This window comes from Micromonospora sp. WMMD967, from assembly GCF_029626165.1.
GTDB classification, from domain to species: Bacteria; Actinomycetota; Actinomycetes; order Mycobacteriales; family Micromonosporaceae; genus Micromonospora; species Micromonospora taraxaci.
In genome coordinates, this window is the sequence record NZ_JARUBK010000001.1 from 2,471,671 (window position 1) to 2,497,731 (window position 26,061).

The 26,061-nt window shown below is 71.3% G+C and carries 23 protein-coding genes; 13 read left to right on the plus strand and 10 right to left on the minus strand.

The features are described 5' to 3' along the window. Nucleotides 1-15 precede the first annotated feature (15 nt). The 5 genes from O7631_RS11630 to O7631_RS11650 all read left to right on the plus strand — a co-directional run bounded on the left by O7631_RS11630 (nt 16) and on the right by O7631_RS11650 (nt 4,340). Complete coding sequence (locus O7631_RS11630) at nt 16-309, plus strand: DivIVA domain-containing protein (protein WP_278144259.1); 294 nt, start codon at nt 16-18, stop codon at nt 307-309. Next, the gene (locus tag O7631_RS11635) at nt 306-557 is read left to right on the plus strand and encodes a hypothetical protein (protein WP_278144260.1); all 252 of its coding nucleotides are present in this window, start codon (nt 306-308) and stop codon (nt 555-557) included. Before O7631_RS11630 ends, O7631_RS11635 begins: the two co-directional genes overlap by 4 nt. After that, nucleotides 554-2,575 carry a hypothetical protein gene (locus O7631_RS11640; protein ID WP_278144261.1) on the plus strand — a complete coding sequence of 674 codons (2,022 nt, stop codon included), beginning with the start codon at nt 554-556 and terminating at the stop codon, nt 2,573-2,575. Before O7631_RS11635 ends, O7631_RS11640 begins: the two co-directional genes overlap by 4 nt. Before the next feature lie 117 nt (nt 2,576-2,692). Then, complete coding sequence (locus O7631_RS11645; protein WP_278144262.1) at nt 2,693-3,607, plus strand: DNA-processing protein DprA; 915 nt, start codon at nt 2,693-2,695, stop codon at nt 3,605-3,607. Between the two features lie 172 nt (nt 3,608-3,779). After that, on the plus strand, nt 3,780-4,340 hold the full coding sequence (locus tag O7631_RS11650; protein ID WP_278144263.1) for a phosphoribosyltransferase: 561 nt from the start codon (nt 3,780-3,782) through the stop codon (nt 4,338-4,340). 120 nt (nt 4,341-4,460) lie between these two features. On the opposite strand, the gene O7631_RS11655 is transcribed toward O7631_RS11650, so the two are convergent. Continuing rightward, nucleotides 4,461-5,309 carry a hypothetical protein gene (locus O7631_RS11655; RefSeq protein WP_278144264.1) on the minus strand — a complete coding sequence of 283 codons (849 nt, stop codon included), beginning with the start codon at nt 5,307-5,309 and terminating at the stop codon, nt 4,461-4,463. Nucleotides 5,310-5,449: 140 nt separating this feature from the next. Continuing rightward, the gene (gene ilvD / locus O7631_RS11660; protein WP_278144265.1) at nt 5,450-7,297 is read right to left on the minus strand and encodes a dihydroxy-acid dehydratase; all 1,848 of its coding nucleotides are present in this window, start codon (nt 7,295-7,297) and stop codon (nt 5,450-5,452) included. A gap of 111 nt (nt 7,298-7,408) precedes the next feature. Here ilvD and O7631_RS11665 point away from each other — a divergent pair, with 111 nt between their 5' ends. The 4 genes from O7631_RS11665 to ilvC all read left to right on the plus strand — a co-directional run bounded on the left by O7631_RS11665 (nt 7,409) and on the right by ilvC (nt 13,530). Continuing rightward, nucleotides 7,409-9,781 (plus strand): bifunctional diguanylate cyclase/phosphodiesterase, encoded by a 2,373-nt coding sequence (locus tag O7631_RS11665; RefSeq protein WP_278144266.1) that lies wholly within the window; start codon nt 7,409-7,411, stop codon nt 9,779-9,781. A gap of 187 nt (nt 9,782-9,968) precedes the next feature. Continuing rightward, a complete protein-coding gene (locus O7631_RS11670; RefSeq protein ID WP_278144267.1) occupies nt 9,969-11,852 on the plus strand; it encodes an acetolactate synthase large subunit in 1,884 nt (627 codons plus the stop codon). A 58-nt stretch (nt 11,853-11,910) separates the two neighbouring features. Then, complete coding sequence (gene ilvN, locus O7631_RS11675) at nt 11,911-12,426, plus strand: acetolactate synthase small subunit (protein ID WP_088991111.1); 516 nt, start codon at nt 11,911-11,913, stop codon at nt 12,424-12,426. A gap of 90 nt (nt 12,427-12,516) precedes the next feature. Continuing rightward, on the plus strand, nt 12,517-13,530 hold the full coding sequence (gene ilvC, locus O7631_RS11680; RefSeq protein ID WP_278144268.1) for a ketol-acid reductoisomerase: 1,014 nt from the start codon (nt 12,517-12,519) through the stop codon (nt 13,528-13,530). Nucleotides 13,531-13,611: 81 nt separating this feature from the next. Here ilvC and O7631_RS11685 read toward each other — a convergent pair whose 3' ends face one another. Continuing rightward, nucleotides 13,612-14,601 carry a hypothetical protein gene (locus tag O7631_RS11685; RefSeq protein ID WP_278144269.1) on the minus strand — a complete coding sequence of 330 codons (990 nt, stop codon included), beginning with the start codon at nt 14,599-14,601 and terminating at the stop codon, nt 13,612-13,614. Nucleotides 14,602-14,867: 266 nt separating this feature from the next. Between O7631_RS11685 and serA the strand changes: the two genes are divergently transcribed. After that, the gene (gene serA / locus O7631_RS11690; protein WP_278144270.1) at nt 14,868-16,466 is read left to right on the plus strand and encodes a phosphoglycerate dehydrogenase; all 1,599 of its coding nucleotides are present in this window, start codon (nt 14,868-14,870) and stop codon (nt 16,464-16,466) included. A gap of 73 nt (nt 16,467-16,539) precedes the next feature. On the opposite strand, the gene O7631_RS11695 is transcribed toward serA, so the two are convergent. Beyond that, entirely contained in the window at nt 16,540-16,896 is a 357-nt protein-coding gene (locus O7631_RS11695) for a hypothetical protein (protein WP_088991107.1), read from the minus strand. 455 nt (nt 16,897-17,351) lie between these two features. Beyond that, nucleotides 17,352-18,194, minus strand: coding sequence for an FAD:protein FMN transferase (locus O7631_RS11700; RefSeq protein ID WP_278144271.1), 843 nt, complete (start codon nt 18,192-18,194; stop codon nt 17,352-17,354). A gap of 229 nt (nt 18,195-18,423) precedes the next feature. On the opposite strand from O7631_RS11700, the gene O7631_RS11705 reads away from it, so the two are divergent. Together O7631_RS11705 and O7631_RS11710 are read left to right on the plus strand one after the other, a co-directional pair. Then, nucleotides 18,424-19,455 (plus strand): 3-isopropylmalate dehydrogenase, encoded by a 1,032-nt coding sequence (locus O7631_RS11705; RefSeq protein ID WP_278144272.1) that lies wholly within the window; start codon nt 18,424-18,426, stop codon nt 19,453-19,455. A gap of 141 nt (nt 19,456-19,596) precedes the next feature. Beyond that, nucleotides 19,597-20,694 carry a branched-chain amino acid aminotransferase gene (locus tag O7631_RS11710; protein ID WP_278144273.1) on the plus strand — a complete coding sequence of 366 codons (1,098 nt, stop codon included), beginning with the start codon at nt 19,597-19,599 and terminating at the stop codon, nt 20,692-20,694. 52 nt (nt 20,695-20,746) lie between these two features. On the opposite strand, the gene O7631_RS11715 is transcribed toward O7631_RS11710, so the two are convergent. The 4 genes from O7631_RS11715 to O7631_RS11730 form a co-directional block, all read right to left on the minus strand. Beyond that, nucleotides 20,747-21,493, minus strand: coding sequence for a tyrosine-protein phosphatase (locus O7631_RS11715; protein WP_278144274.1), 747 nt, complete (start codon nt 21,491-21,493; stop codon nt 20,747-20,749). A 55-nt stretch (nt 21,494-21,548) separates the two neighbouring features. Next, nucleotides 21,549-22,007: a PRC-barrel domain containing protein gene (locus O7631_RS11720; protein ID WP_145785144.1), complete on the minus strand. Its 459-nt coding sequence runs from the start codon at nt 22,005-22,007 to the stop codon at nt 21,549-21,551. 149 nt (nt 22,008-22,156) lie between these two features. Further along, on the minus strand, nt 22,157-22,687 hold the full coding sequence (locus O7631_RS11725) for a carboxymuconolactone decarboxylase family protein (protein ID WP_278144275.1): 531 nt from the start codon (nt 22,685-22,687) through the stop codon (nt 22,157-22,159). A 2-nt stretch (nt 22,688-22,689) separates the two neighbouring features. Further along, nucleotides 22,690-22,866, minus strand: a complete 177-nt coding sequence (locus O7631_RS11730; RefSeq protein ID WP_278144276.1) for a hypothetical protein — start codon at nt 22,864-22,866, stop codon at nt 22,690-22,692. A gap of 313 nt (nt 22,867-23,179) precedes the next feature. On the opposite strand from O7631_RS11730, the gene cimA reads away from it, so the two are divergent. Beyond that, entirely contained in the window at nt 23,180-24,763 is a 1,584-nt protein-coding gene (gene cimA, locus O7631_RS11735) for a citramalate synthase (protein ID WP_278144277.1), read from the plus strand. Nucleotides 24,764-24,937: 174 nt separating this feature from the next. Here cimA and O7631_RS11740 read toward each other — a convergent pair whose 3' ends face one another. Continuing rightward, nucleotides 24,938-25,912, minus strand: a complete 975-nt coding sequence (locus O7631_RS11740; RefSeq protein WP_278147911.1) for an endonuclease/exonuclease/phosphatase family protein — start codon at nt 25,910-25,912, stop codon at nt 24,938-24,940. Nucleotides 25,913-26,061: the final 149 nt, after the last annotated feature.

Below are 26,061 nucleotides of genomic sequence, written 5' to 3' on the forward strand. Positions count from 1 at the left end.
GGGTGGTGCTGCTTCGTGCGCGCGTTTCTCCGTCAACTCCGGGCCGAGCCACCCCGGCCGGCGTTCTACCGGGCGGCCAACTACGTACCCCTGAAGCCCTGGCAGGTCCGCGACCGCAGCTTCACCCGACGTGGCCGCCGTGGGGTGGACGCCGTGGAGGTGGCCGAGTTCCTCGACCGCGTCGCCGATGATCTGGCCGAGGTGTACGCGGCGTTGGGCAGCAGCCGGAGGGAGACCGAGCGGATCAAGGACGCGTTGAAGTGCTGGCAGTCCCGGCGGGCCCGCGAGGATCTGGCGGCCCGCCGGTGAGCGCCCGCTGGGTGGCGCACCTGCCGTTCACCGCCGCCGATCTGCCGGCCGCCCGGCACTTCGCCGGCACCTTGGCCCGCTCGTTGAGCTTCCTGTCCGAGGTGGACGCTGGGGAAACCACGGTGTCCGCCGAGGACGCGCAGGGCGTACGCCATCGGGTGTTCTGCGACCTGCCGCTCGACGGCGGCCGGCGGTGCGTGCGGCGGGTCGAGCACGACGGTGACTGCGCCTCCCGGCGGTGTCGGTGACCGCCGCACCCGTCGTGACCTGCCCCGACTGCGACGGGCTGACCTTCACCCTGGACCCGTGCCGGTGCACCGGCTACGGCGACCGGTTTCTCGCCGATGCCGACACCGACGTGCTCGGGCCGCGCCGGGAGGCGTACCGAAGCTGCGAGCAGTGCCGCGGCACGGGCCGCGTCGCGTACCCCTGTTACCGCTGCGGCCGGCGCGGCCGGCGGCGGGCGCAGCTCGTGGTCTCCGTCGCCAACCTGGACACCGGCGCTGTCGCGTCCCATCAGGTGGTGCCCGGCGGCCTGCACCCCCACCGCGACCCGGCGGGCCGTTGGGTGGTCGACCTTGCTTACCGGGTACGCGAACTGGCCGCCACTGTCGGCGCGGTCGTGGCCGAAGCCGACGCGCCGTCGCTGTGGCTGACCAATGAGTGGCGACCCGACCTGCCCGCGACGCGACGACACGAGCTGGAGGCGCAGGCCATCCTGCGGGCCGACCACGCAGCCTGGCGGTTGGTGCTGGGCCGATCCACCGCCGTTCCCGCTGTCGACCCGGCCGCTCGGCTGGTTCGGCTCTGCACCGTGGCCGACCTGTTGCTGCTCGACCTGGTCGTCGAGGCCCGCCGGCAGGGCTCAGGGTTCGGCTGGGCCATCCGGTACGAGGTGCCCGGCAGCCCTATGCCCCCCGGCTTGCCCGGCTGGTGTCGAGACCTCCCGGAAGCGCTGACCAGCACCGACATGGCCGACGCGCTCACCGGCCTTGCCGAGCGCGGCCTGGCCGCCGCCGCCCGACTGCTGCGCCCCGACTCGCCGCGTCCACCCGCCGACCCGGCCGTGGACGTCGACCAGCTCGAACGCCGTGTACTCGCCGACTGCGTCGACCCGGCCGGCGGGGACGAGCTACCCGGCGCGCAGGCACTCTGGCGCGACGGCCGGTGGTGGCACACGACGCTGCGCGCCGGCGCACCGGTGGAGACCTTCACGGAGCAGCCCACCGGCCAGGTGGTGCGCCGGGTGCGGGTGCCGGTGACCCGTGGTTACGAGCCACCCGATCCGCAGTGGCTGGGTGACCCCGTGGACTGGCTGCCCTGCCCGGACTGCCGGCCACCCGGCCGGCTGCGCCTCTGCGACTGCCGACTCGGTGATCGCCCCGCCGACCCCGACTGCCCGCACTGCTGTGGCGCCGGCCTGCGCCCGTCCGCGCTGCGCTGCGTCACCTGCGGGGACACCCACCGCCTCCACCAGACCGTGTCGGTCACCGTCAGCGACCTGCGGCACCGGGTGGTGCACCTCGCCTGGGAGGCCGGTACGCCGGATGTCGCCCCGCTGGTCGCCACCCAACCCGGCGGCAAACCCGTCGTGCAGCTTCCGGCCCGCTACCGACTCGGCTCCTGGGCGGCCGTGCTCGGCGCGCGGCCCGACGACCTGGCCGACGCCGACGGCGGGCAGCAGATCGGCAAGGAACTGCGCGACGGGTACGTCACGCTGCCGTGGGCCGGAACTGACCCGGTTGCGGAGTACGTGCGCGACGCCAGTCATGGCACGGCCGCCGGTCGGCTGATCGTGGTGGCGGCACCTCCCGCCGCGCCACCGCTGCCCGAGCTGCTGCGGCTCACCCTCGGCCTCGATTTGGCCCTCGTGGTGGGCGTGTGCGACACCGACGCCCCGCTGCTCGCCGACGGCCTGAGCTGGTCGGTCAAGATGAAGCCGCGTGACGCGCCCGTCCGCCCTGACGATCTGCCCTACCGGCCGAGCCTGGCCGCCGCGCTCGCCTGGTGCCAGGAGTGCCTGACCGACGCCGTCGCCAGCGCCGCCCCGACCGACCCGGCGACATCGATCCCGGTGCCGTGGTCGGGGCCGCGCGATCTCGTCGCCAACCCCGAGCCGGACCTCCTGCGGCTCGCCTCCCGGCACGCCGGGCAGGTGGTCACCGTGCGCTTCACCCGCGCCGGCTGCGCCGTGCATCGACACGACGACGACGGCGTACGCCTCCTCGCCCAAGCCCTCGACCTGCGCGATCTTCGGTTGACCTGAGGGCTGAGGGAACATATGTTCGATCGTGTGGGGCGAAGTGATGTCCGCCGGGCTTCTCTGCCGGCTCCGCGTGGCCGGTGGGCCGGGCGGCCGGGAGTTGCCTCTACGATCAGGGGCATGGACCGGGTGACGGTGGAGCGGGCGGCGCTGATTGCGCTGCTGCGGCAGCCGGACCTCGGCTGGTCTGATGCCGTGCACGACATTCAGGAGGTCGGCACCGCGCTGGCAGTCCTGCGCCGGGTCGTCGGGCAGACCGACACGCTCTTTCCCGACACCCGCTCCGTCGACTCGCTGATCGAGACCGCGGCCGGCGAACTCGCCGGCTGGCGGGCTGAAGGCATTACAGTGCGAGCCTTCTTCGACGACGACTACCCCGCCCAGCTGCGTGACATCCGCGAGATGCCACCAGTGCTCTTCGCCCGAGGTGAGTCGCGCCCCGACGCTCGGGCCATCGCAGTGGTCGGCAGCCGCGAGGCGAGCGATCGAGGCGTCGAGATCGCCAGCTCGGTATCAGAATCACTTGCCCGCCGTGGTGTGACGGTCGTCAGCGGTCTGGCGAAAGGGATCGACACCGCAGCCCACCTGGCGGCACTCGCGGCAGGGGGACGCACCGTCGCGGTCATCGGGACCGGGATTCGTCACCACTACCCGACGGTCAACCGCGCGCTCCAGGAGCACATCGCAAAGGTCGGATTGGTGCTCAGCCAGTTCTGGCCCGATGCCGCCCCGACAAAGCAGAGCTTCCCAATGCGAAACGCGGTGATGAGCGGCTACGCCGCGGCCACCGTGGTCATCGAAGCCGGCGAACGCAGTGGAGCCCGGATTCAGGCGCGGCTAGCTCTTCAGCACGGTCGGCCCGTGGTGCTCACCAGTCAGGTGATGCGGCACGACTGGGCACGCGCCTTCGCCGCGCGGCCCGGCGTCCACGTCGCGCACGGGACCATGGACCTGGTGGAGGCGGTCGACGCCATTCTCGACCGTTCACCGGCTGCGGCCGAGTTGGAGGGCTTTCCTGACTTCGCCAGCCTCTGACCCGTGGGCCAGGGTCCGGGAGTACGTCGAGACCCAGCGGAACTTCCTTCGAAATCCCCTGCCCGCCCTCCCCTGGATCTGCCCGACGTGTCGCGGTGTCCGCACTCCCGGGTTCGACTACTGCTATCCCTGTCAGGAACACCAGACGGCGTCTGGTGGCCTGCTCGCCGACGTGGTCGTTCCCATCGCTTACTCGCCGCGTACCGGTCAACATCACCACCACCTGCGCTTGTACAAGTCCAAGCCGGGGTCGGCCCAGGCTAGGTGGAATCTGCTCGCACTGCTGCTGCTGTTCCTGCAGCGGCACCTCGACTGCGTCGCTGATCGGATGGGCGGTACTCCGACCCACGTGGTGGTCGTGCCGAGCACCCGGGGCCAGGCCCATCCGCACCCCCTGCAGGATCTGATCGGCGACCGTCTTGGACTGCCGTGGCTCGCGGCGCTGTCCAATCCCCGCCACGGATCTGAGACACGGACGTTCCAGCGCGACTGGTTCACGGTCCAGCTTCCGGTCGAGAGCGTCAGCGTTCGGCCGCTGGTACTCGACGACACTTGGACGACCGGTTCGCGGGCGCAGTCGCTGGCGTACGCGTTGAAGAGCGCTGGCGCGTCGTCGGTGGCGGTTGTGGTGCTCGGACGGCACGTCAGGCCGGAGCACGTGGCATCCCGACCGCTACTGAAGGCGATCGAGGATCCGATGTTCGACCCGGGTCAGTGCGCTATGGAGCGATAGGCGTAGATCTACCCAGTGTTGGACTCGGTTTCGGGGATTTAGGCTGTCCGCTCGCTCCCGGAAACGGCACTGCCCGGCCGGGCGCGTCTCCGCGCCGGCCGGGCAGTCCGTTATTACTGGTCAGCCAGTGGTCAGACCCTGCAGACCCTTGAGCATCTCGGCGAAGTCGAGGGTCTCCGCCGTCGGCGGCGCCTCAACCGTCACCGCCTTGCCGTAGTCGGTGTAGTCCATCAGCAGATCGCCCAACGGGCCCATCTTCATGGCCGCCCGGCGGGGCCGGTACTCCTCGTCGACCCACAGGTCCGTGGTGATCTCCTTGACGCCCATCTTGGTCATCTGCTGCTCGACGCCCGCCCGCAGCTTCGCGTCCATCTGCTGAAGGTAGGTCGCCATCGGGACGGTGACGGTGTAGTGGACGGTGGCCGCCCCGTTCACCGTCTCCTGCCCGACCACCTTCGTGCCCTCGGTGGAGAGCAGCGTCTTGACCTGCTTGGTCGGGTCGATGTCCTCGAACTGCTTGCCGAAGTTCATCCCGGCCTGCTCACCGGCGGCACCCAGGTCCATCTTCATCCAGCGCTTGCCGTCCATCTCCGCGCGGTCCGCCGCGGGGATCTCGACGTAGACGGCCGTGCCGACCATCCGGACGACGGTCGGCTCGCCCTTCGGGTCCTGCACCGTCATCTCGGCCTTGACCGGGTCGCCGAGGTCGATGACGCCGCGCATGTCGACCTTCTCGCCGCCGGCCGTGCCCGTCATGCTCACGGTCACCGAGTCACTCTTGGTGGTGGCCTCGGCGGTCTTCTGCAGCGACCCCTTCAGGTCGCTGGCCATCAGCTCCAGAACGCTGGGCTGCTTGGCGGCGTCGGACCCGTCGGACTTGCCGGACGTCGTGCCGCACGCGGAGACAGCGAGCGCGGTGAGCGCCGAGACCGCCACCGCCACGGACTTCTTGCCAAATGCCACGTACACGCCTCTTCCCCGCAGGAATCCGGGCTTCCCCCGAATTGATCGACGACACGCTAGCCCACACCACCGACATCCGGGGACCGCGTTTCGTCGATGTCGGGGTGTCCGAGCCAGTGGGACACCCCGACATCAGCGGGCGACTGTCACTCCGGGACGCGGCGGTAGGCGCCGTCGCTGGCCGAGGTGGCCATCGAGGCGTACGCGCGCAGCGCCGCCGAAACCGGGCGCTGCCGGTCGGTCGGGGTGTACGGCTTGTCGCGCTTCTCCTCCGCCACGCGTCGGGCCTCCAGCTCGTCCTCCGGCACGTTGAGGGAGATCGACCGGCTCGGGATGTCGATGACGATCTCGTCGCCGTCGTGGACCAGGGCGATCAGCCCTCCCGAGGCGGCCTCGGGGGAGACGTGCCCGATGGACAGGCCGGAGGTGCCGCCGGAGAAACGGCCGTCGGTGAGCAGCGCACAGGAGCGGCCCAGCCCGCGTCCCTTGAGGAACGAGGTGGGGTAGAGCATCTCCTGCATGCCGGGGCCGCCCTTGGGGCCCTCGTACCGGATCACCACGACGTCCCCGGCGACGACCTCCTTGGCGAGGATCGCCGTCACCGCGTCGTCCTGCGACTCGTACACCTTCGCCGGGCCGCGGAAGGTCAGGCAGTCGTCCGGCACGCCGGCGGTCTTCACCACGCTGCCGGCCGGTGCCAGGTTGCCGTGCAGGATGGCCAGCCCGCCGTCGGCGGAGTAGGCGTGTTCGCGGTCCCGGATGCAGCCACCGGCCGCGTCGGTGTCCAGCGACGACCACCGGTTGGTGGTGGAGAACGGTTCGACGGTACGCACGCCACCCGGCGCGGCGTGGAACAGCTCGACCGCCTCCGGCTTCGGGGAGCCGCCGCGGACGTCCCAGTCGGTCAGCCACTGCGCCAGCGAGGGGGAGTGCACGGCGTGGACGTCCCGGTTGAGCTGCCCGGCCCGGTCCAGTTCGCCGAGGATCGCGGGGATGCCGCCGGCCCGGTGCACGTCCTCCATGTGGTAGTTCGGGGAGTTGGGCGCGACCTTGGCCAGGCACGGCACCCGCCGGGAGATCGCGTCGATGTCGGCGACTCCGAAGTCCATCTCCGCCTCCCGGGCGGCGGCGAGCAGGTGCAGCACCGTGTTGGTGGAGCCGCCCATCGCCACGTCCAGGGCGACCGCGTTCTCGAAGGCGGCCTTGGAGGCGACCACGCGCGGCAGCACCGATTCGTCGTTGCCGTCGTACCACCGCTTGGCGATGTCCACGACGGTGCGGCCGGCCTCGACGAAGAGCGACTTTCGCGCGGCATGGGTGGCCAACGTCGAGCCGTTGCCGGGCAGCGCCAGCCCGATCGCCTCGGTGAGGCAGTTCATCGAGTTGGCGGTGAACATGCCGGAGCACGAGCCGCAGGTCGGGCAGGCGGAGCGTTCGATCTCGCCGAGCTGCTCGTCGGTGACCGTCTCGTTCGACGAGGCGATCATCGCGTCGATCAGGTCGATCTTGCTGTGCACCACGCCCTCGATCGCCATCGTCTTGCCGGCCTCCATCGGGCCGCCGGAGACGAAGACGGTCGGGATGTTGAGCCGCAGCGCGGCCAGCAGCATCCCCGGGGTGATCTTGTCGCAGTTGGAGATGCAGACCAGGGCGTCCGCGCAGTGCGCGTTGACCATGTACTCCACCGCGTCGGCGATCAACTCACGGCTGGGCAGCGAGTAGAGCATGCCGCCGTGACCCATCGCGATGCCGTCGTCGACAGCGATGGTGTTGAACTCCCGACCCACTCCGCCGGCCTCGGCGACCGCGTCGGCGACCAGGCCACCCATGTCCTTGAGGTGTACGTGACCAGGCACGAACTGGGTGAAACTGTTGGCGATGGCGACGATCGGCTTGCCGAAATCGTCGTCGGTCATCCCGGTGGCCCGCCAGAGGGCCCGGGCGCCGGCCATCGTCCGACCGTGTGTGGACGTCCTCGATCGCAGCTCAGGCATGCATACCAGCATGACACCGCCGCCGCGTCGAACCTCCCCGGTAGGCCCTGTGTCCCAACAGATGCACACCCAGCCCCCCACGGCGTGCGCGCATCCGGCACTCTTGGGGGCGTGCATTTCCCCCCGGGCATGGTCGCTGTCGCGGTGCTCAGTGGGCTCGTCGCCGCTGCGGCCGCCGGGCTGCTGACGGTGGTCGCCGGGCGGCGCACCGGGTCGCGCCGGCCGGCACACGTGCTGCTCGCCGCCGCTGCCGGGGGAGCGCTGGTCAGCCTGCTGCTCGGGGTCCTCGCCGCGCTCACCGCGAACGAGCACTGGGCCCACGAGCAGGGGCAGCGCACGGGCTGGGCGACGGTGGTGGCGATCGGCACGGCGGTGAGCGGCCTGCTCTTCGCCGCCGGTCTGCTGCGGCTGCCGGGGGTGGCCGCGACCGCGACGGGAACGGCCCGGCTCGCCCTGGACGGGTTGGTCATGGCCGCCGCGCTGTGGTTCGTCGGCTGGGTGCTCTTCTCCGAGCCCACCCGGCTGCTCGGCGCCGCCACCCCGATGGCCTGCCCGGCGATACTCGTCACCACGGTGAGCGCGGCGCTCGCCGCCGGCCTCGCCGTGATCGTGGTCTTCCGCGCCGCGAGCCCGCGTCGGCGACTCGCCGCGCTCAGTGCCGGCATCACGGCGGTGACCTGCGGCGGGCTGGGCCTCAGTGCCGGGCTCTGCCAGGCCGGGCCGACGATGGCGCTGGCCGGCGCGGCGGTGCTCGCCGCCGGCCTGGCGACCGTCGCCTTCGCGGTGTACCGGGCCGACCGGCCGGGGCAGGTCGATCTGGACCTGATCGGCCGCGACGGCGAGTACGCCGTCGCCCCGATGCTGGCGATGGCCGGCTCGGCGATGTACCACCTCGCCCAGGACGGCCGGTTCACCGCGGCGGGCATCGTGGCCGGCAGCGTGGAGGGCTTCGCCCTGGTGGCACGCCAGTACCTCACCCTCCGCGACGTCCGGGGGTACGCGGACCGCCTGGCCGAGCGGGAGGCGCACTTCCGTGAGCTGGCGCACACCGACCCGTTGACGTCGTTGGCCAACCGGCGCGGCCTGCTCCGCGCTCTGCACGACAGTGCCGCGGCGGGCACTCCCCGCGTCCTGCTCGGTCTCGACCTGGACGGCTTCAAGAACGTCAACGACATGCGTGGCCACGACGTGGGCGACGCGGTGCTGGCCGAGGTGGGCCGGCGGCTGCGTGGCAACCTGCGCCCCGGCGACGTGGCGGCCCGGCTGGGCGGCGACGAGTTCGCCGTACTCATGCAGGGCCGGCCGGCCGAGGCGGACCGGGTCGCCGAGCGGTTGCTCGGCGTGCTCAACCGGCCGTACGACGAGCCGGAGGGGCCGGTCTTCCTGTCGGTCAGCATCGGGGTGGCCGGTTGGGCCGGCGAACCGGACGTGGAGTTGCTGCTGCGCCACGCCGACCTGGCCCTGCGCTACGCGAAGCAGCGTGGCAAGAACCGCATCGAGCGCTACGACGCCGCGTACGACCAGCTGTTGCGGCGGCGCACGACGGTGGAGCACGAGCTGCGCGGTGCCGTCGACCGCGACGAGCTGAGTCTGGTCTTCCAGCCGGTGGCGTCACTGCCGTCGGTGCGTCCGGTCGGCGCGGAGGCGCTCCTCCGCTGGCACCATCCCGAGCTGGGCAATGTCCGTCCGGACGAGTTCATCCCGCTCGCCGAGGAGTGCGGGATGATCGCCCCGCTGGGTGCCTGGGTGCTTCACCAGGCCTGCTACCAGCTCTCCCGGTGGTTGGCGGACGGGCACGACGTCTGGGTGTCGGTCAACGTGTCCCCGCGTGAGTTGCACGCCCCGGAGTACGTGGTCCAGGTCGCCGAGGCGCTGCGCGCCCACCACGTGCCGCCGCAGCGGCTGGTGCTGGAGGTCACCGAGCACGCGGTCGCCACCGACCTGGACGAGCTGATCCGGCGGCTGACCGCGCTGCGGTTGACGGGTGTCCGGATCGCGCTGGACGACTTCGGGGCCGGCTACTCGTCGCTGGGTCAGTTGCGTCGCCTCCCGATCGACATCCTGAAGATCGACCACAGTCTGGTCGCCGAGCACGAGCCGGTCCGCCCGGTCGACCAGGACGGTCCGGCGTTCGCGCCGATGGTCGACATCGTCATGCGGCTGGGTCACCAGTTGGGGCTGGAGGTGATCGCGGAGGGAGTCACCACGCCGACCGAGTTGGCCGCCGTGGTGGCCGCCGGCTGCCGGTTCGGCCAGGGCGCGCTGTTCGGCTGGGGGGTGCCGGCCGAGCATCTGGAGGCGATGCTGGAGGCGGCGACCTCACCGGGTGCGCGGCCTGCCCAGGTGCCCGCGCCACGTCGGAATCCGGGTGGGTCGGCGCAGCTCAGCCCGGCTGCCGATGGCGCGTCGCCGGCCGACGCGCCGACGTCCGTTAACCAACATGTGGGATCAGTTGACTCATCGCGTGAGATGCGTCAGGCTTAGCCCCATGTCGTCGTACCGGTCGCTGCGAGTACTTACCTGAGCGCACTCTCCCTGATGAGAGTGCGCTGGCCCCGTGCATCTGCACGAGGGCCGTTTTTATTGCCATCGGAACCTGGCGAGGCGGGCCCCGCCCGTGTCGCAACGCTTGACTAGCCACCAGCCACTCCAGCCGAAGGCCAGAACCGTCATGACGAGACCCACGCCCGAGACCCTCGCCCACACCGCCCGCCGGGCCCGCGCGGCCGCCGACCCGACCGTCGACGTCGACCCGGCCGCCGCCCGCAGCGCGGCGACCCCGGCCGTTCCGGCGGTACGGCCCTCCGCCCCCTCCCAGGTCTCCGGGGCCGGCTCGCTCGTGCGGTCCCTCGAGGCGCTCGGCGTCGACGTCGTCTTCGGCATCCCGGGCGGCGCGATCCTGCCGGCGTACGACCCGCTCTACGACTCCACGGTCCGGCACATCCTGGTGCGCCACGAGCAGGGCGCCGGGCATGCGGCGACGGGGTACGCGCAGGCCACCGGCAAGGTCGGCGTCTGCATCGCCACCTCCGGCCCGGGCGCGACGAACCTGGTCACCCCGATCGCCGACGCGTACATGGACTCGGTGGCGATGGTCGCGATCACCGGGCAGGTGGCCCGCCCGTCGATCGGCACCGACGCCTTCCAGGAGGCGGACATCCAGGGCATCACCCTGCCGATCACCAAGCACAACTTCCTCGTCCAGACCGCCGAGGAGATCCCGCGGGTGCTGGCCGAGGCGTTCCACCTGGCCAGCAGCGGGCGCCCCGGCCCGGTGCTGGTGGACATCCCCAAGGACGTGCTCCAGGCGCCGACCACCTTCGCCTGGCCGCCCACCCTGGACCTCCCCGGCTACCGGCCCACCCTGCACCCGCACGGCAAGCAGATCCGCGAGGCAGCGCGGCTGATGGCCGGTGCCCGTCGACCGGTGCTCTACGTCGGTGGCGGGGTGCTCAAGGCCGGCGCCACCGACGGGCTGCGCCGGCTGGCCGAGTTGACCGGCATCCCGGTGGTCACCACGCTGATGGCGCTGGGCGCGTTCCCCGACTCGCACCGGCAGCACCTGGGGATGCCCGGCATGCACGGCACTGTCGCCGCGGTCTACGGCCTGCAGAAGTCTGACCTGATCGTGGCGCTGGGCGCGCGGTTCGACGACCGGGTCACCGGCAAGCTGGACTCGTTCGCCCCGGACGCGACTGTGGTGCACGCGGACATCGACCCGGCGGAGATCGGCAAGAACCGGCACGTGGACGTGCCGATCGTCGGTGACGCCAAGCACGTCATCGACGAGCTGATCGCCGCGGTGACGGTCGAGCGGTCGGCGGGGCGCACCACCGATCTGGGCGACTGGTGGACGCAACTGGACGACCTGCGCGACCGCTACCCGCTGGGCTACGACGAGCCGTCCGACGGCACGCTCTCCCCGCAGTACGTGATCAAGCGCCTGGGTGAGATCGCCGGCCCTGACACGATCTTCGTGGCCGGGGTGGGCCAGCACCAGATGTGGGCCTCCCAGTTCATCTCCTACGAGAAGCCGCACACCTGGTTGAACTCCGGTGGTCTCGGCACGATGGGCTACGCGGTGCCGGCGGCGATGGGCGCGAAGGTCGGCAAGCCGGACACCGTGGTCTGGGCGGTGGACGGTGACGGCTGCTTCCAGATGACCAACCAGGAGTTGGCCACCTGCGCCCTGGAGGGCATCCCGGTCAAGATCGCGGTGATCAACAACGGCAACCTCGGCATGGTCCGGCAGTGGCAGACGCTCTTCTACAACGAGCGCTACTCCAACACCGAGCTGGGCACGCACAAGCACCGCATTCCCGACTTCGTGAAACTCGCCGAGGCGTTGGGCTGCGTCGGCCTGCGGTGCGAGAACGCGGCCGACGTCGACAAGACCATCGCCGCCGCCATGGAGATCAACGACGCCCCGGTGGTGATCGACTTCGTGGTCGGCAAGGACGCGATGGTCTGGCCGATGGTCGCCGCCGGCACCAGCAATGACGAGATCATGTTCGCCCGCGGCGTCCGCCCGGTCTTCGACGAGGACGACATCTAGTCATGAACGAATGCACCGAGCGCAGCGAGGGCCGTGAGGGCATGAAGAAGGAGACGCAATGACCATGCACACGCTGTCCGTGCTCGTGGAGAACAAGCCCGGCGTGCTCGCCCGCGTCTCCGGCCTGTTCTCCCGCCGTGGGTTCAACATCGACAGCCTCGCCGTCGGCGAGACCGAGAACCCGGACGTCTCTCGGATCACCATCGTGGTCAACGCCGAGTCGTCCCCGTTGGAGCAGGTCACCAAGCAGCTGAACAAGCTGGTCAACGTGCTGAAGATCGTCGAGCTGGATCCTCAGGTGTCGGTTGCCCGGGAGCTGCTGCTGGTGAAGGTCCGCGCCGACCGCGCCGCGAGATCCCAGGTGCTGGAGACCGTCAACCTGTTCCGCGCCCGGGTGGTCGACGTCGCACCGGACACGCTCACCATCGAGGCCACCGGCACCCCCGACAAACTCGATGCGCTGCTCCGCGACCTCGAGGCCTTCGGCATCAAGGAGATGGTCCAGTCCGGGCTGGTGGCGATCGGACGCGGCTCGCGCTCGATCACCGCGGGTCCCGCGCTACGGGCCGCCTGACCGCCACCGGTCGGCCCCGGCGGGCCTCCCGGACCCAACCACAGAAACCACGACGGGCCGCCCCGGCCGTCGTACGAAAGGGAAGTTCTCATGAGCGTTGAGGTGTACTACGACGACAACGCCGACCTCGGCCTGATCCAGGCTCGGAAGGTCGCGGTGATCGGCTACGGCAGCCAGGGTCACGCCCACGCGCTGTCGCTGCGCGACTCGGGCGTCGACGTGGTGATCGGTCTGCCGGAGGGCTCGAAGAGCCGTCCCAAGGCCGAGGAGCAGGGCCTGCGGGTGCTCACGCCGGCGCAGGCCGCCGCCGAGGCCGACGTGATCATGGTGCTCGCGCCGGACACCGCCCAGCGCAAGCTCTACACCGAGTCGATCGAGCCGAACCTCGCAGCGGGCAAGGCGCTCTTCTTCGGCCACGGCTTCAACATCCGGTACGGCCTGATCAAGCCGCCGGCCGAGGTGGACGTGGCGATGGTCGCGCCGAAGGGCCCGGGTCACCTGGTCCGCCGCCAGTACGCCGACGGCAAGGGCGTGCCCTGCCTCGTCGCCGTCGAGCAGGACGCCAGCGGCAACGCGTTCGCGCTCGCCCTCGCGTACGCCAAGGGGATCGGCGGCACCCGTGCCGGCGCGATCAAGACCACCTTCACCGAGGAGACCGAGACCGACCTCTTCGGCGAGCAGGCGGTGCTCTGCGGCGGTGCCTCGGCACTGGTGCAGACCGGTTTCGAGGTGCTCACCGAGGCGGGCTACGCCCCGGAGGTCGCGTACTTCGAGTGCCTGCACGAGCTGAAGCTGATCGTCGACCTCATGTACGAGGGCGGCATCGCGAAGATGCGTTACAGCATCTCCGACACCGCCGAGTACGGCGACCTGTCCCGTGGCTCGCGCATCATCGACTCCCGGGTCAAGGACGAGATGCGCAAGATCCTCGGCGAGATCCAGTCCGGCGAGTTCGCCCGCGAGTGGGTCGCCGAGGACGAGGCTGGCCGGCCCAACTTCAAGAAGTGGCAGGCCGAGGGTGCGGCGCACCCGATCGAGGAGACCGGCAAGAAGCTGCGCGGCATGATGAGCTGGGTCGACCGCCCGATCACCGAGACCGCCTGACAGGTTCGACCCGCACCGGTGCACCGGCGGCCGGCGATCACGCGCTCTCCCCAGCGCGGGTCGCCGGCCGCCGGCCCTGTTTCAGCGGCTCTCGATCGTCTCGGCCTCACCGGCTGCCCAGGCGGCCTTCTCATGCAGCCCGAGAGCGTTGAGAGCGCCGGCAAGCGTGCGTAGCGCGATGACCAGCCGGGGCTGATACCGAACGGGGTCGTGCTCGGCCAGCCAGCGGTAGTGTCCGACGGCCTCCTCGGCCGCCGCCACGGCCGCATCCTGTTCGCGAAGCCCCAGGTGGGACCTGGCAATCACGAACAACAGATTGCCGAGCGTCGGCCGGAACCGCAGTGGCTCCAATCGGCTCATGAAGGTCAGGTCCTCGCGGGCACCCGTGGCCAGCGTCAGCGCTTCGGCCCACCGACGATGGGAGGCGAGGGAGTCCGCTAGCCCGCTTATCGCCTCGAGCCGGGCGGGCATGTACTTCAGCCGTGCCCAGAGGGGAAGCCGCCGGAAAATCTCGACCGCCTCCTCCCGGGCGGCGAGGGCCTCGGCCGGTTCGCCCAGCGTCGCCCGGCAGTAGCCGACAACGGTCCGGGACCGGGCCAGGTCCACCCGCTCCCGGGTGGTCAACGGCGTGCACAGTGAGAGCGTCCGGTGAGCCCGCTCGGCGAGTGTCAGGGCGTCGTCGGGAGCCTCGGCCTGGAGGTGCATCGCCATCATCAGCTGCGCGGCGGCCAGGACGGCCAGGCCGTCCCGGTCGGTGGTGTCCTCGACGTACCCGATCGCCTCCCGGCCCTGTGCGAGCGCGGATGTCATGGCCCGGTCGTCGGGGACCGACGCCTGCGCGACGAGCGCCCGGGCCAGCCCCACCTGGTGCCGGCCCGGCCGGTCGTGGACCAGCCGCCGGTAGAGCGCGACCGCCTCGTCGGCGGCGGCCGTCCGCCGGCGCACGAAGCTGCGTCGGATCCTCACCTGCTGGGATCGGGTGACCAACGCCTCAGCCAGCTTCGGCCCGAACCGCGCGAGATCGACGCGGCTGAGCTGCCGCAGCAGCACAACGCGTACGGCGAGCGGCACGGCGGCCTCCTTCGGCGGGGCTCCTGGATCCGTTTGTAGCGGGCCGACGCAACCGTTTCGGTCAGGTGAACCGCTGATGTCCGTCGCTCGACCGGGCGTGTGAGGGCCCTCACCCCGCAGACCGGAACATGCCGGGCAGCGCGGCCCCTACGATCGCCTGTAGGTGCAGCAGCCGGCACCTGACGGCCACGGCACGGATCAGCGCAGGGCGCAGTGCGGCGCCCCGCCGCCCGGGCCGATCGCAAACACGACCTCTACGAGGACCGATGAATCCTGTCGTACTGATCGCCGAAGAACTCGCCCCCGCCGCCATCGAGGTGCTCGCCCACGACTTCGACGTCCGTCACGTCGACGGCACCGACCGACCGGCCCTGCTCTCGGCGCTCTCCGAGGCCGACGCCGTCATCGTGCGCAGCGCGACCCAGATCGACGCCGAGGCGGTCGCCGCCGCGCCGCGACTCAAGGTGGTCGCCCGGGCCGGCGTCGGACTGGACAACGTCGAGGTGCCGGCAGCCACCGCCCGGGGCGTCATGGTCGTCAACGCGCCCACCTCCAACATCGTCTCCGCCGCCGAGCAGGCCGTCGCACTGCTGCTCGCCGTCGCCCGCAACACCGCGAGCGCCAGCTCCGCCCTGAAGGCGGGGGAGTGGAAGCGGTCGAAGTACACGGGCGTCGAGGTCCAGGGCAAGACCGTCGGCGTGGTCGGGCTCGGTCGCATCGGGGTGCTCTTCGCGCAGCGCATCGCCGCCTTCGGCACCCGGCTGATCGCGTACGACCCGTACATCCAGCCGGCCCGTGCGGCGCAGCTCGGCGTACGCCTGGTCGGGTTGGAGGAGCTGCTGCGGGAGAGCGACTTCATCTCCATCCACCTGCCGAAGACGCCGGAGACGGTGGGGCTGATCGGTGAGAAGGAGCTGGCGATCGTCAAGCCCGGCGTCCGCATCGTCAACGCCGCCCGTGGCGGGCTCGTCGACGAGCAGGCGCTCGCCGACGCGATCGCCGAGGGCCGGGTCGCCGGCGCCGGCGTCGACGTGTACAGCAAGGAGCCGTGCACCTCCTCGCCGCTGTTCGCCTTCGACAACGTGGTGGCCACCCCGCACCTGGGCGCCTCCACCCACGAGGCGCAGGACAAGGCCGGTCTCGCCGTGGCCAAGAGCGTCAAGCTGGCGTTGCAGGGCGAGTTCGTCCCGGACGCGGTGAACGTGCAGGCCGGTGGCGTGGTCGCCGAAGACGTCCGGCCGCTGCTGCCGCTGGCCGAGAAGCTGGGTCGGGCGTTCACCGCTGTCGCCGGTGGGATCGCCGCCAGCGTCACCGTCGAGGTGCGCGGCGAGATCGTCAGCCACGACGTGTCGGTGCTCAAGCTCGCCGCGACCAAGGGCCTGTTCAGCTCGGTCGTCGAGGAGCAGGTCACCTACGTCAACGCCCCGCACCTGGCGGCGGAGCGCGGTGTCGAGGTCACCCTGGCGACCCTGGCCGAGACGGCCGACCAGTCCACCCTGGTCACGGTGCGTGGCGCGCTGCCGGATGGTCGTACGGTCAGCGTCTCCGGCACGGTCACCCACTCCGGCGCTCGGGACGTCCTCAAGCTGACCGAGGTGGACGGCTTCGACGTGGAGATCGGCGCGGAGGGCATCCTGCTCTTCCTGCGCTACGCGGACCGCCCCGGCGTCGTCGGCACCGTCGGCACGCTGCTCGGCGAGTCGGGCATCAACATCGCGGCCATGCAGGTGGCGCGTCGCGAGGCGGGTGGCGAGACGCTGATGACGCTCACCGTCGACCAGGCGCTCGGCGCGGAGCTGCTCACCTCCGCCGCCGACTCGATCGGTGCCACGGCGGCCAGCGCCGCCGACCTGCGCGACGAGTAGTCGACGACACAGCACCATGGGGGCCCGGCGATCCGCTGGGCCCCTTGTCGTGTCCGGGGTGAGGTGACCCGGGTCAGCCGGGCATCCGGGCCGGGGGCGGGTAGACCGAGCCGTCCTGCGGGTCGAACAGCATGAGCCCGTGCTCGCCGGCCAGCCGCTCGATGTCCAGCAGCACCTGGTCCGCGCAGGTCGGGTGCAGGTTCAGCTCGACGTGGTCGTGCGCGGCGTGCAGTGGCGCCACCGCCCACGGGCTGTTCGGGCCGGGATGGCGGTCCGGATAGGAGGCGGTGATGGCCCGGTAGAAGCTGACCACCCTCGGGTCCGGGTAACGGTCCACGTGTCGCCCCTGACGGCAACCGTCGACCGCTGTCCGTACGTCCTCGGGCGTCGCCCCGTCCTCCAGGGCCCACACACTCAGATCGAAACTCACGGCGGACAGCGTGCCATCCGGCGTTCACCATGTCGAAACTGCCTCGCCGCCAGCCCAACCGCCGAATTCCGCAGGCTCCGGTCACGACGGTCCGGTGTGGAGACTCTTGCGTCGAGTTGCGTCGATTCGCTAGCGTACGTGCTGCGGTCACTGGCCGAGTCGAGGCGCCGGCCCGTCTTCGGGTGGCGCGGTCGACGTCCGGCCCGACCGGTCCGCACCCCTCGATTGTGCGAGCCACGCGCACTCGTCGCTGACCGGCCCCCACGGTCGTTGCCGAGATCGTGGGGGCCGATCGCAAGGCCCGACCGGCCGACCAGCGCCGGCGACGGGGTTCGCCGGCAGCGGAACCATCACCGGTTCACCGGTTGTGGGCGGCCGAGGTGCGAATCGGGCCGGAGCACCGCGGGGAGACGGGCTCGCTGCAACGACCTGCTGTTGCGTTTCGGTGTGCCTCTTCAGCGTCGGTGTGCGAAGAGCGCGCGATAGTCGGAGTCGCCACGGAACCAGGCCAGGCCGGTGGGCCCGGCCGCGTACAGCGCTGTGGCGTAGGCGTCGGCGATCGCCAGGTCGGGGCCCACGACGGTGGCGGCGACGAGATGGTCGGCCGGCTCTCCCGTGTGCGGATCCACCACATGTCCCTGCCGCCCCGTCACCCCGGAGGTGCCGACCGCGCCGGCGGTCATCTCCAACACCAGCGGCGCGCGCTCGGGGGCGGTCGGGTGGTGCACGGCGACCCGCCAGGGCCCACCGTGCGGCGCGTGCCCCCGGACGACGAGGTCCGCGCCGGCGAGTACGGCGTAGTCGTGGACGCCTGCGGCGCGCAGCCTCTCGGCGGCGCGCTCGACAGCCCAGCCGCCGAGCAGGCCGCCCGGGTCGAAGCCGCCGGGCACCGCCCAGGCGTCGAACCACCCGTCGGTGGCGGCGCGCATGGCCGTGCAGCGGTCCACCAGATCGGCGAGAGGTGGGTACGAGTCGGGGCTGATCTCGCCTCGACGCAGGCGGGAGACCAGGCTCTCCGGACGGTTGGGGCCGTAGGTGAGGTCGATGGCGCGAAGCTCCGCCACGCTGTCCCGTAGTGCCTCACCGACGCCCTGGCGGCCGAGCCAGGCGGGGGCGTTGAGGATGAGGGTGTATTCGGCGGTCGCGGTGCGGACGGTGTGCTGCACGGCGATCCGGCCGTCGGTGGCGGCGGCCGAGTCGATCCGCTGCCGGCGGCTGCCGAGTCGAAGGTCGGGCCGGCGGCTGCGGAACGCGGACGGGTCCGGCCAGCGGGTCCGTGGCTGCTCGTCGACGCGCATCGCATTCGTCCCCTCGCGCTTGGTGTCGCGTCGCCGCGACCCCGGTGGTCAGCAGGCCCCCGTGACCCACTGACCACCACGGTAGGCAGCGGAGATGATCGCCTCATGAATCTCAGCTGAGAGGGTGCTGTGCATCGGAGCATCCCGAATGCTGGAAGGCGTGTACCGGGAGGCGGGACGGCGACGTACCGTTGCCCGGTACGGAACCGTTGAGCAGAGGAGTGCGGTCGTGGCGCGGATCGCTGTGGTGGCCGGGGATGGCATCGGGCCCGAGGTGGTCGCGCAGGCCCGTAAGGTCCTCGACGCGGTGTTGCCCGGCGTTCAGGCCACCGAGTACGACCTCGGCGCGGCCCGCTGGCACCGTACCGGAGAGGTGTTGCCCGACTCCGTGCTGGCCGAGTTGGCCGGGCACGACGCGATCCTGCTCGGCGCGGTCGGTGACCCCACGGTTCCGCCGGGTGTGCTGGAGCGAGGTCTGCTGCTCAAGCTCCGCTTCGCCTTCGACCAGTACGTCAACCTGCGCCCGTCCCGGCTGTGGCCCGGGGTCGCCGGCCCGCTGGGCAGCGTGAAGCCGGGCGAGGTCGACCTGGTGGTGGTGCGTGAGGGCACCGAGGGTCTCTACGCCGGGGCCGGTGGCTCGCTGCACCGGGACACCCCCGCCGAGGTCGCCACCGAGGAGAGCCTGAACACCCGGCACGGCGTGGAGCGGGTGATCCGCGACGCGTTCGCCCGCGCCGGCCGCCGGGAGCGGCGCAAGGTCACCCTGGTGCACAAGACCAACGTGCTCACCCACGCCGGGTCGCTCTGGGCGCGTGCCTTCGACGCGGTCGCCGCCGAGCACCCGGACGTCGCCACCGAATACCAGCACGTCGACGCTGCCGCGATGTTCCTGGTCACCCAGCCGCAGCGCTACGACGTGGTGGTCACCGACAACCTCTTCGGCGACATCCTCACCGACATCGCCGCCGCCGTCACCGGCGGGATCGGGCTGGCCGCGAGCGGCTGCATCAACCCCGAGGGGGCGTACCCCTCGATGTTCGAGCCGGTACACGGCTCGGCGCCGGACATCGCCGGTCAGGGCGTCGCCGACCCGGTCGCGGCGGTGCTCTCCGCCGCTCTGCTCCTGGAGCAGCTCGGGCACGCCGAGGCCGCTGCCCGCGTCAACGCGGCGGTCGCCGCCGAGCTGGCCACCCGCACCCCGGGTACGGTGCTGCGGACCGAAGAGGTCGGCGACCGGCTCGCCGCCCACGCCGTAGCCTGACCACCCCGGCGTCGGCCTGCCCGGGCACGCCGTCCCGGCCGGACGGCGCTACCCGCTGAACGACCGTTCGGGGTAAGTTTCTGGCACAGCCAACTCGGTGTGCGGTCCCGCATGCCGTTGTCCCGCAGGGAGGTCAGCGCGATGAGCGGTGGTGACAAGCTCGACTTCGAGATCCGTCCGAATCCCGCGCCGGTATCCGCCGCCGACCGGGCCGCCCTGCTGGCCAACCCCGGGTTCGGCCGCGTCCACACCGATCACATGGTCACCATCCGCTACGCCGAGGGCAAGGGTTGGTACGACGCCCGGGTCGAGGCGCGGGGGCCGATCCCGATGGACCCGGCGAGCGCCGTCCTGCACTACGCGCAGGAGATCTTCGAAGGTCTGAAGGCGTACCGGACGGCCGACGGCGGCGTGACGATGTTCCGGCCGGACGCCAACGCCTCCCGGTTCGTCGCGTCGGCGCAGCGGATGGCGATGCCGGAGCTGCCGCCCGAGGTGTTCATCGACTCGCTGCACAAGCTGATCGAGATCGACCAGGACTGGATCCCCACCGACGAGGACGCCAGCCTCTACCTGCGACCGTTCATGTTCGCCAGCGAGGTGTTCCTCGGCGTCCGCCCGGCCAACGAATACCTCTACCTGGTGATCGCCTCACCGGCCGGGTCGTACTTCAGCGGTGGGGTCAAGCCGGTGACCGTCTGGGTCTCCCCGGACTACACCCGGGCCGCCCCCGGTGGCACCGGCGCTGCCAAGTGCGGTGGCAACTACGCGGCGTCGCTGGCGGCCCAGGCGGAGGCCATCGAAGCCGGCTGCGACCAGGTCGTCTTCCTGGACGCCGTGGAGCGCCGGTTCGTCGACGAGTTGGGCGGCATGAACGTCTTCTTCGTCTACGACGACAACACGGTGGTCACCCCGCCGCTGACCGGCACGATCCTGCCCGGCATCACCCGCGACGCGATCATGACGTTGGCGGCGACGGCCGGTCACCAGGTCGAGGAGCGGCCGGTCAGCTTCGCCGACTGGCAGGCCGACGCGGCCAGCGGGCACCTGCGGGAGGTGTTCGCCTGCGGCACCGCCGCGGTGGTCACCCCGATCGGTGGGGTCCGCTTCCCGGACGGCGAGTTCCTGATCGGTGGCGGCGAGCCCGGCCGGGTCACGATGTCGCTGCGCCAGCAGTTGGTCGACATCCAGCGCGGCAAGACCGCCGACGCGCACGGTTGGGTGCACCGGGTCCTCTGACGCTCGTTGCGAGGTTGGCCCGTCCGAGCGGGACGGGCCAACCTCGCTGGGTCTAGGCCTCGTCGAGCAGGTGGTCGCGGAGGGCGGCGAGCTGCTCGTCGGTCACCCCGGCGTGGCGCAGGTACGCCTCGATCGACCCGTGCCCGGCCCGCAGCTCGTCCAGGAAGATCTGCATCGCCTCGGCGGGGGAGGCCAGGAACGGCGCCGGCACGTCCACCCCGCCCGGGGTGACGGTGGCCAGCCAGGCGCTGTACCGGGCCGACGCCTCGGTGCTGAGCGCGTAGTCGGCGGTGATGTCCGCGTCGTCGACGCCGAGCACGGCGAGGGTCAACGCGCAGACGATGCCGGTGCGGTCCTTGCCCGCGACGCAGTGCACCACGACCGGGGCGTTGGCGGAGTCGGCGATCAGCCCGACCGCCTCGGCCAGCCCGGCGGTGCCGGTCTGGGCCAGGGCGGCGTAGCGGTCGGCGAGGTACCGGGCGAGGCTGGCGCCCTCCTCGTGCGGCGTACCCGACCAGTCGTCGTGCTCCGGGTGGATGTGCCGGTAGGTCAGCCCCTGGTAGGCCGGCACCCGGCCGTCGCGCTCCACCTCGCTGGGGCGGCGCAGGTCGATCACGGTGCGGACGCCGATCGCGGCGAACGCGTCGCGGTCTTGTTCGGTGAGGCGGTGCAGCGAGTCGGAGCGGTAGAGGCGGCCCCGGCGTACGGACCGGTCGCCGTGGCCGAGGTAGCCACCGACGTCGCGGAAGTTGAAGGTGGCCGGGAGGGAGATCTGGCGGCTGTCGTCGATGGCGTCCACGCTCACACGGTAACGGCCGGTGGGTCAGTGCCCCACCGGCCGTCGAGTCGAGCCGTCAGCGTGCCGTGCCCGGCGGAAGGGCGCCGTACGTCTCGTCGTAGTAGCCACCCAGCCGATCCCGGTAGCTCGGGTCGCTGTGGCTGGTCTCGTCGTACTCCGGGGCGGCCTTGATCTGGTCCCGGGTGCGGTCGACGGAGACGGTGCGCTGGTCGTGGTCGACCTGGTTGACGGTGCCGGCCGGCAGCATCACCTTCTTGCCGAAGATCCACGGCCCGGTGTCCACGACCAGGTAGCTGCCGTCCACCTCGTGGCTGGCGCTATCGATCTTGCCGACTCCGCCGTCGGTGGCCTCGACCTTGTAGCCGACCAGGTCGGCGTCGGCCACCCCGGCGTGATCCCGGTAGCGCCAGGGGTCGAAGGTGCCGGCGGGCGCACCGCCGGGCACCGCGCCCTGGTCGCCGCCGTGCAGCGGGTCCGGCCCGGCGTGGGTGGCGTGCGGATCGATCCTGTCCATGCCGTTCACTCCTGACTGTCGCCGATCGTCGCGGCGTCGGTGGGTGCGTTCCCCCACGGGAGCTACCCGGCTGTCGGGGGATGGAAACGGCGGGAGCGTGGCGGTGCTCAGGCGCAGGGCCGCGATGCTCGGGCGAAGCGTGCGGCTTTTCAGGCCAGGGCGGCCTCGGCGTCCAGGGTGACCGCCGCGGCGTGCACCACGGCGGAGATCCGCAGTGCCTCGTGCACCTGTTCTCCGGTGAAGCCCCGGTCGCGCAGCGACTTCTCGTGCAACTCCAGGCACACCCCGCAGCCGGCGATGGCCGACACGGCGAGGCACCACAGCTTGAAGTCGCCCTTGTCCACGCCGGGTCGGGCGACGACCCGCATCCGCAGCCGGGCCGGCATCGAGGCGTACCCCTCGTCACCGATGAGGTGCGTGGCCCGGTAGTAGACGTTGGTCATCGCCATGATCGCGGCGGCGGCCTTGGCTGCCTCGACACCCTCCGGCCCGAGGTGCCCGAGCGCGTCGGCCGCGACCTCCCGCAGCACCACCGGGTTCCGGGCCGTGACCGCGCACGCCATTGCGGCACCCCAGGCCTGGGCCGGGGTCAACAGCGAGGTGCCGATGGTGGCGTCCAGGTTGAGCGCGATGTCCCGGGCGTACTCGGGGAGGGCCGCCCTGATCGCGTCCAGGCCCACGGTCAGACTCCGGTGATCTCCGTCGGGCCGACGACTGTGACGTCGACCGACCCAACGGAGACCACACGCCACTTGCCCTCGTGGGACGCGTGGTTGATCGTCGTGGACGCGTTGGTGACGTCCAGCGATACCCAGGCGGTGAGGCTGTGCTCAGGTAAGCGGTTACTGACGGTGAGCACAGGTCCTCCTTGCCGATGGCTCGGTGGCCATCATCGGATCCGTTACCGATGCTTCCCCACCGCTGTTCACGCCGGTGAGCGGCCTGGTGGCTTGTGAAGCCGATCACGAGCGACCGTTCGCACTGAACGAACGCTCAGTAATCATCCCGCCATGTGGATTGTTCCTCCCAAATCCGGGGCGGGGTGGCAGAGTTGCGGTCGTGACCAGCACCCACCTGATTATTGCGACCTAGCGCGCCGGCCCCCCTCCGCCGAGCGCGCAGACCTCCCGCATCCGCGGGGGGTCTTTTTGTTGCTCCGAGAAAGGATCCTGATGACGTTCCAGGTCTACGACACGACGTTGCGCGACGGCGCCCAGCGCGAGGGGCTCACCTACTCGGTGGTCGACAAGCTGGCGGTGGCCCGGCTGCTCGACGAGTTCGGTGTCGGCTTCATCGAGGGCGGCTGGCCGGGCGCGGTGCCGAAGGACACCGAGTTCTTCCGCCGGGCGCGTACCGAGCTGGATCTGCGGCACGCCGTGCTCGTCGCGTTCGGCGCCACCCGCAAGGCAGGCGTCGCCGTCACCGACGACCCCCAGGTGCAGGCCCTGCTCGACGCGCAGACCCCGGCGGTGGCGCTGGTCGCCAAGGCCGACACCCGGCACGTCGAGCGCGCGCTGCGCACCACCGGCGCGGAGAACCTCGCGATGATCCACGACACCGTCAGCCACCTGGTCCGCGAGGGCCGGCGGGTCTTCGTCGACGGTGAACACTTCTTCGACGGTTACCGGCACGACCCCGCGTACGGCGCGGCGGTGGTGCAGACCGCGCTCGCCGCGGGCGCCGAGCGGATGGTGCTCTGCGACACCAACGGCGGCATGCTGCCGTCCCAGGTGACCGCCGTGATCGCCGACCTGACCGACCGGCTGGGCATCGACGCCGGGCTGCTCGGCATGCACGCCCAGAACGACACCTCCTGCGCGGTCGCCAACACGATCGCCGCAGTGGAGGCGGGCGTCCGCCACGTCCAGGGCACCGCCAACGGGTACGGCGAACGCCCCGGCAACGCCGACATCTTCGCGGTCGTCGCCAACCTCCAACTCAAGCTGGGTATGCCCGTCCTACCGGACGGCTGCCTGGCGCAGATGGTGCGGGTCTCGCACGCCATCGCCGAGATCGCCAACATCGCCCCCGACACCCACCAGGCATACGTCGGGGCTGCCGCCTTCGCCCACAAGGCGGGGCTGCACGCGAGCGCGATCAAGGTCGACCCGTTGCTCTACAACCACGTCGACCCGTCGGTGGTGGGCAACGACATGCGGATCCTGATCACCGAGATGGCCGGCCGGGCCAGCGTCGAGCTCAAGAGTCGTGAGCTCGGCCTGGACCTGGCCGGCAGCCCGGAGGCGCTGACCCGGGTCACCAAGCGGGTCAAGGAGTTGGAGGCGGGTGGTTGGTCCTTCGAGGCCGCGGACGCCTCCTTCGAGCTGCTGGTCCGCTCCGAGTTGCCGGAGGGCGGCCCGGCCCGACCGTTCACACTGGAGTCGTACCGGGTGCTGGTCGAGCACCGCGAGGACGGCGCGGTGGTCTCCGAGGCGACCGTCAAGATCCGGGTACGCGGTGAGCGGGTGATCGCCACCGCCGAGGGCAACGGCCCGGTCAACGCCCTCGACGAGGCGCTGCGGGTGGGGTTGGCCCGGCACTACCCCCAGCTGCGCGACTTCGAGCTGGCCGACTACAAGGTGCGCATCCTGGAGGGCAGCCACGGCACCGGCGCGGTGACCCGGGTGCTGCTGGAGACCGCCAACGGCGCCGGCCGGGACTGGACCACAGTGGGTGTGCACCCGAACGTGGTCGAGGCCAGCTGGCACGCCCTGGTGGACGCCCTCACCTACGGCCTAGCCCCCACTTCCGTCTAACCCAACCCCACCCCCCTCGCTCCCTGCCCCCTCGCTCCCCGCCCTCCTCGTTCCGTCGATCATGGAGTTGTGGTGGTGCACAAAAGGGTCTTATACCTGCAAGGCACCCACCACAACTCCTTGATCGACGAGAGCAAGAGGGGCGGGGCGAGAGCAAGAGGGGCGTGGGGTGGGTTAGGGGTGGGGGAGGGTGAGGGTGGTCAGGACGGGGCGGTGGTCGCTGCCGGGCAGGGTGAGCACCTTCACGGCGCGGACCGCTATGCGCCTGTCGACGAGCACGTGGTCGATGGCGACCGGTGGGATGAGGTCGCCGTCGTACGGGCCCCACGTGCCGGTCAGGCCCTCCCCGGTGGCGTCGGCGGCGTCGACGTAACCGGTGCTCAGTAGGGCCCGCAGCGGGCCGTGGTCGAGGGTGGCGTTGAAGTCACCGGCGAGAATCTGCAGGCCGCCGTCCGGGGTTGCCGGTGGTTGAGCCTTCAGGTCGGCACGCCACGCGCCGACCTGGTCCACCGCGTACGGCGCCGACGGGTGGGCCGACTCGACACGTACCGGGGGTGCGCCGGGGACGGCAACCGTGCCGTACGCCTGGGTGAAGCCCCAGCCGTTGCGGTTGTGCCGGAGTCCGACGTCGGTCAGCGGCCACCGCGAGTAGAGCCCCGAGCCGGGTGTGCCGATCTCCGCGTTGAGCTGCCGATGCGGTAGCAGCCGGTCGAGGCCGAGCTGATCCAGAGACGCCTGCGCCTGCGGTGTGAACTCCTGCACGGTGAGCACGTCCACCTCGTGCCGTCGGACCAGCTCGACGAGTGTCCGCGCGTCACCGGCGCCGGCGAGCAGGTTGGCGGTGAGCAGCCGCACTGTCGGCCCACCCGCCTCCGGCTGCGGCGAGGCCAGCGCCCGTGGCGTGACGACGCCGAGTAGTGCCACCGCCGCCAGGGCCGCGAGAGCCGCCGGCCACCAGCGCCGCAGGGCGAGCGCGAGGCCCAGGGCGAGCACGCTGAAGCCCGCGACGTACGGCGTGAAGGCGAGCGCCTGCACCAGCGGCCCGCGGTCCAGGCCGATCAGCCGGAGGGCGGCCCAGAGGGCGGGCGGAACGACGACCAGCCAGCAGAGCACCGTGCCGAGCGGAGCGCCGCGGTGCCGCCCCGACATCGGTGCGGGTACGGGCTCAGCGTCCACGATCATGGTGGTGATCATAGCGGCGACGCCGTGAGCGCTATTTTGTGAATGGCGCAGCGCTCACTTTTCACAATTTCCTGACGGCTGATTGACAGCTTGACAAAGTGAGATCAACTATTGAC

Coding starts and splice junctions, on each gene's coding strand:
- O7631_RS11645 (WP_278144262.1), top strand. CDS start 2,693: ATGGACCGGGTGACGGTGGAGCGGGCGGCGCTGATTGCGCTGCTGCGG.
- ilvD (WP_278144265.1), bottom strand. CDS start 7,297: ATGCCTGAGCTGCGATCGAGGACGTCCACACACGGTCGGACGATGGCC.
- O7631_RS11670 (WP_278144267.1), top strand. CDS start 9,969: ATGACGAGACCCACGCCCGAGACCCTCGCCCACACCGCCCGCCGGGCC.
- ilvN (WP_088991111.1), top strand. CDS start 11,911: ATGACCATGCACACGCTGTCCGTGCTCGTGGAGAACAAGCCCGGCGTG.
- ilvC (WP_278144268.1), top strand. CDS start 12,517: ATGAGCGTTGAGGTGTACTACGACGACAACGCCGACCTCGGCCTGATC.
- serA (WP_278144270.1), top strand. CDS start 14,868: ATGAATCCTGTCGTACTGATCGCCGAAGAACTCGCCCCCGCCGCCATC.
- O7631_RS11700 (WP_278144271.1), bottom strand. CDS start 18,194: ATGCGCGTCGACGAGCAGCCACGGACCCGCTGGCCGGACCCGTCCGCG.
- O7631_RS11710 (WP_278144273.1), top strand. CDS start 19,597: ATGAGCGGTGGTGACAAGCTCGACTTCGAGATCCGTCCGAATCCCGCG.
- O7631_RS11720 (WP_145785144.1), bottom strand. CDS start 22,007: ATGGACAGGATCGATCCGCACGCCACCCACGCCGGGCCGGACCCGCTG.
- cimA (WP_278144277.1), top strand. CDS start 23,180: ATGACGTTCCAGGTCTACGACACGACGTTGCGCGACGGCGCCCAGCGC.
- O7631_RS11740 (WP_278147911.1), bottom strand. CDS start 25,912: ATGTCGGGGCGGCACCGCGGCGCTCCGCTCGGCACGGTGCTCTGCTGG.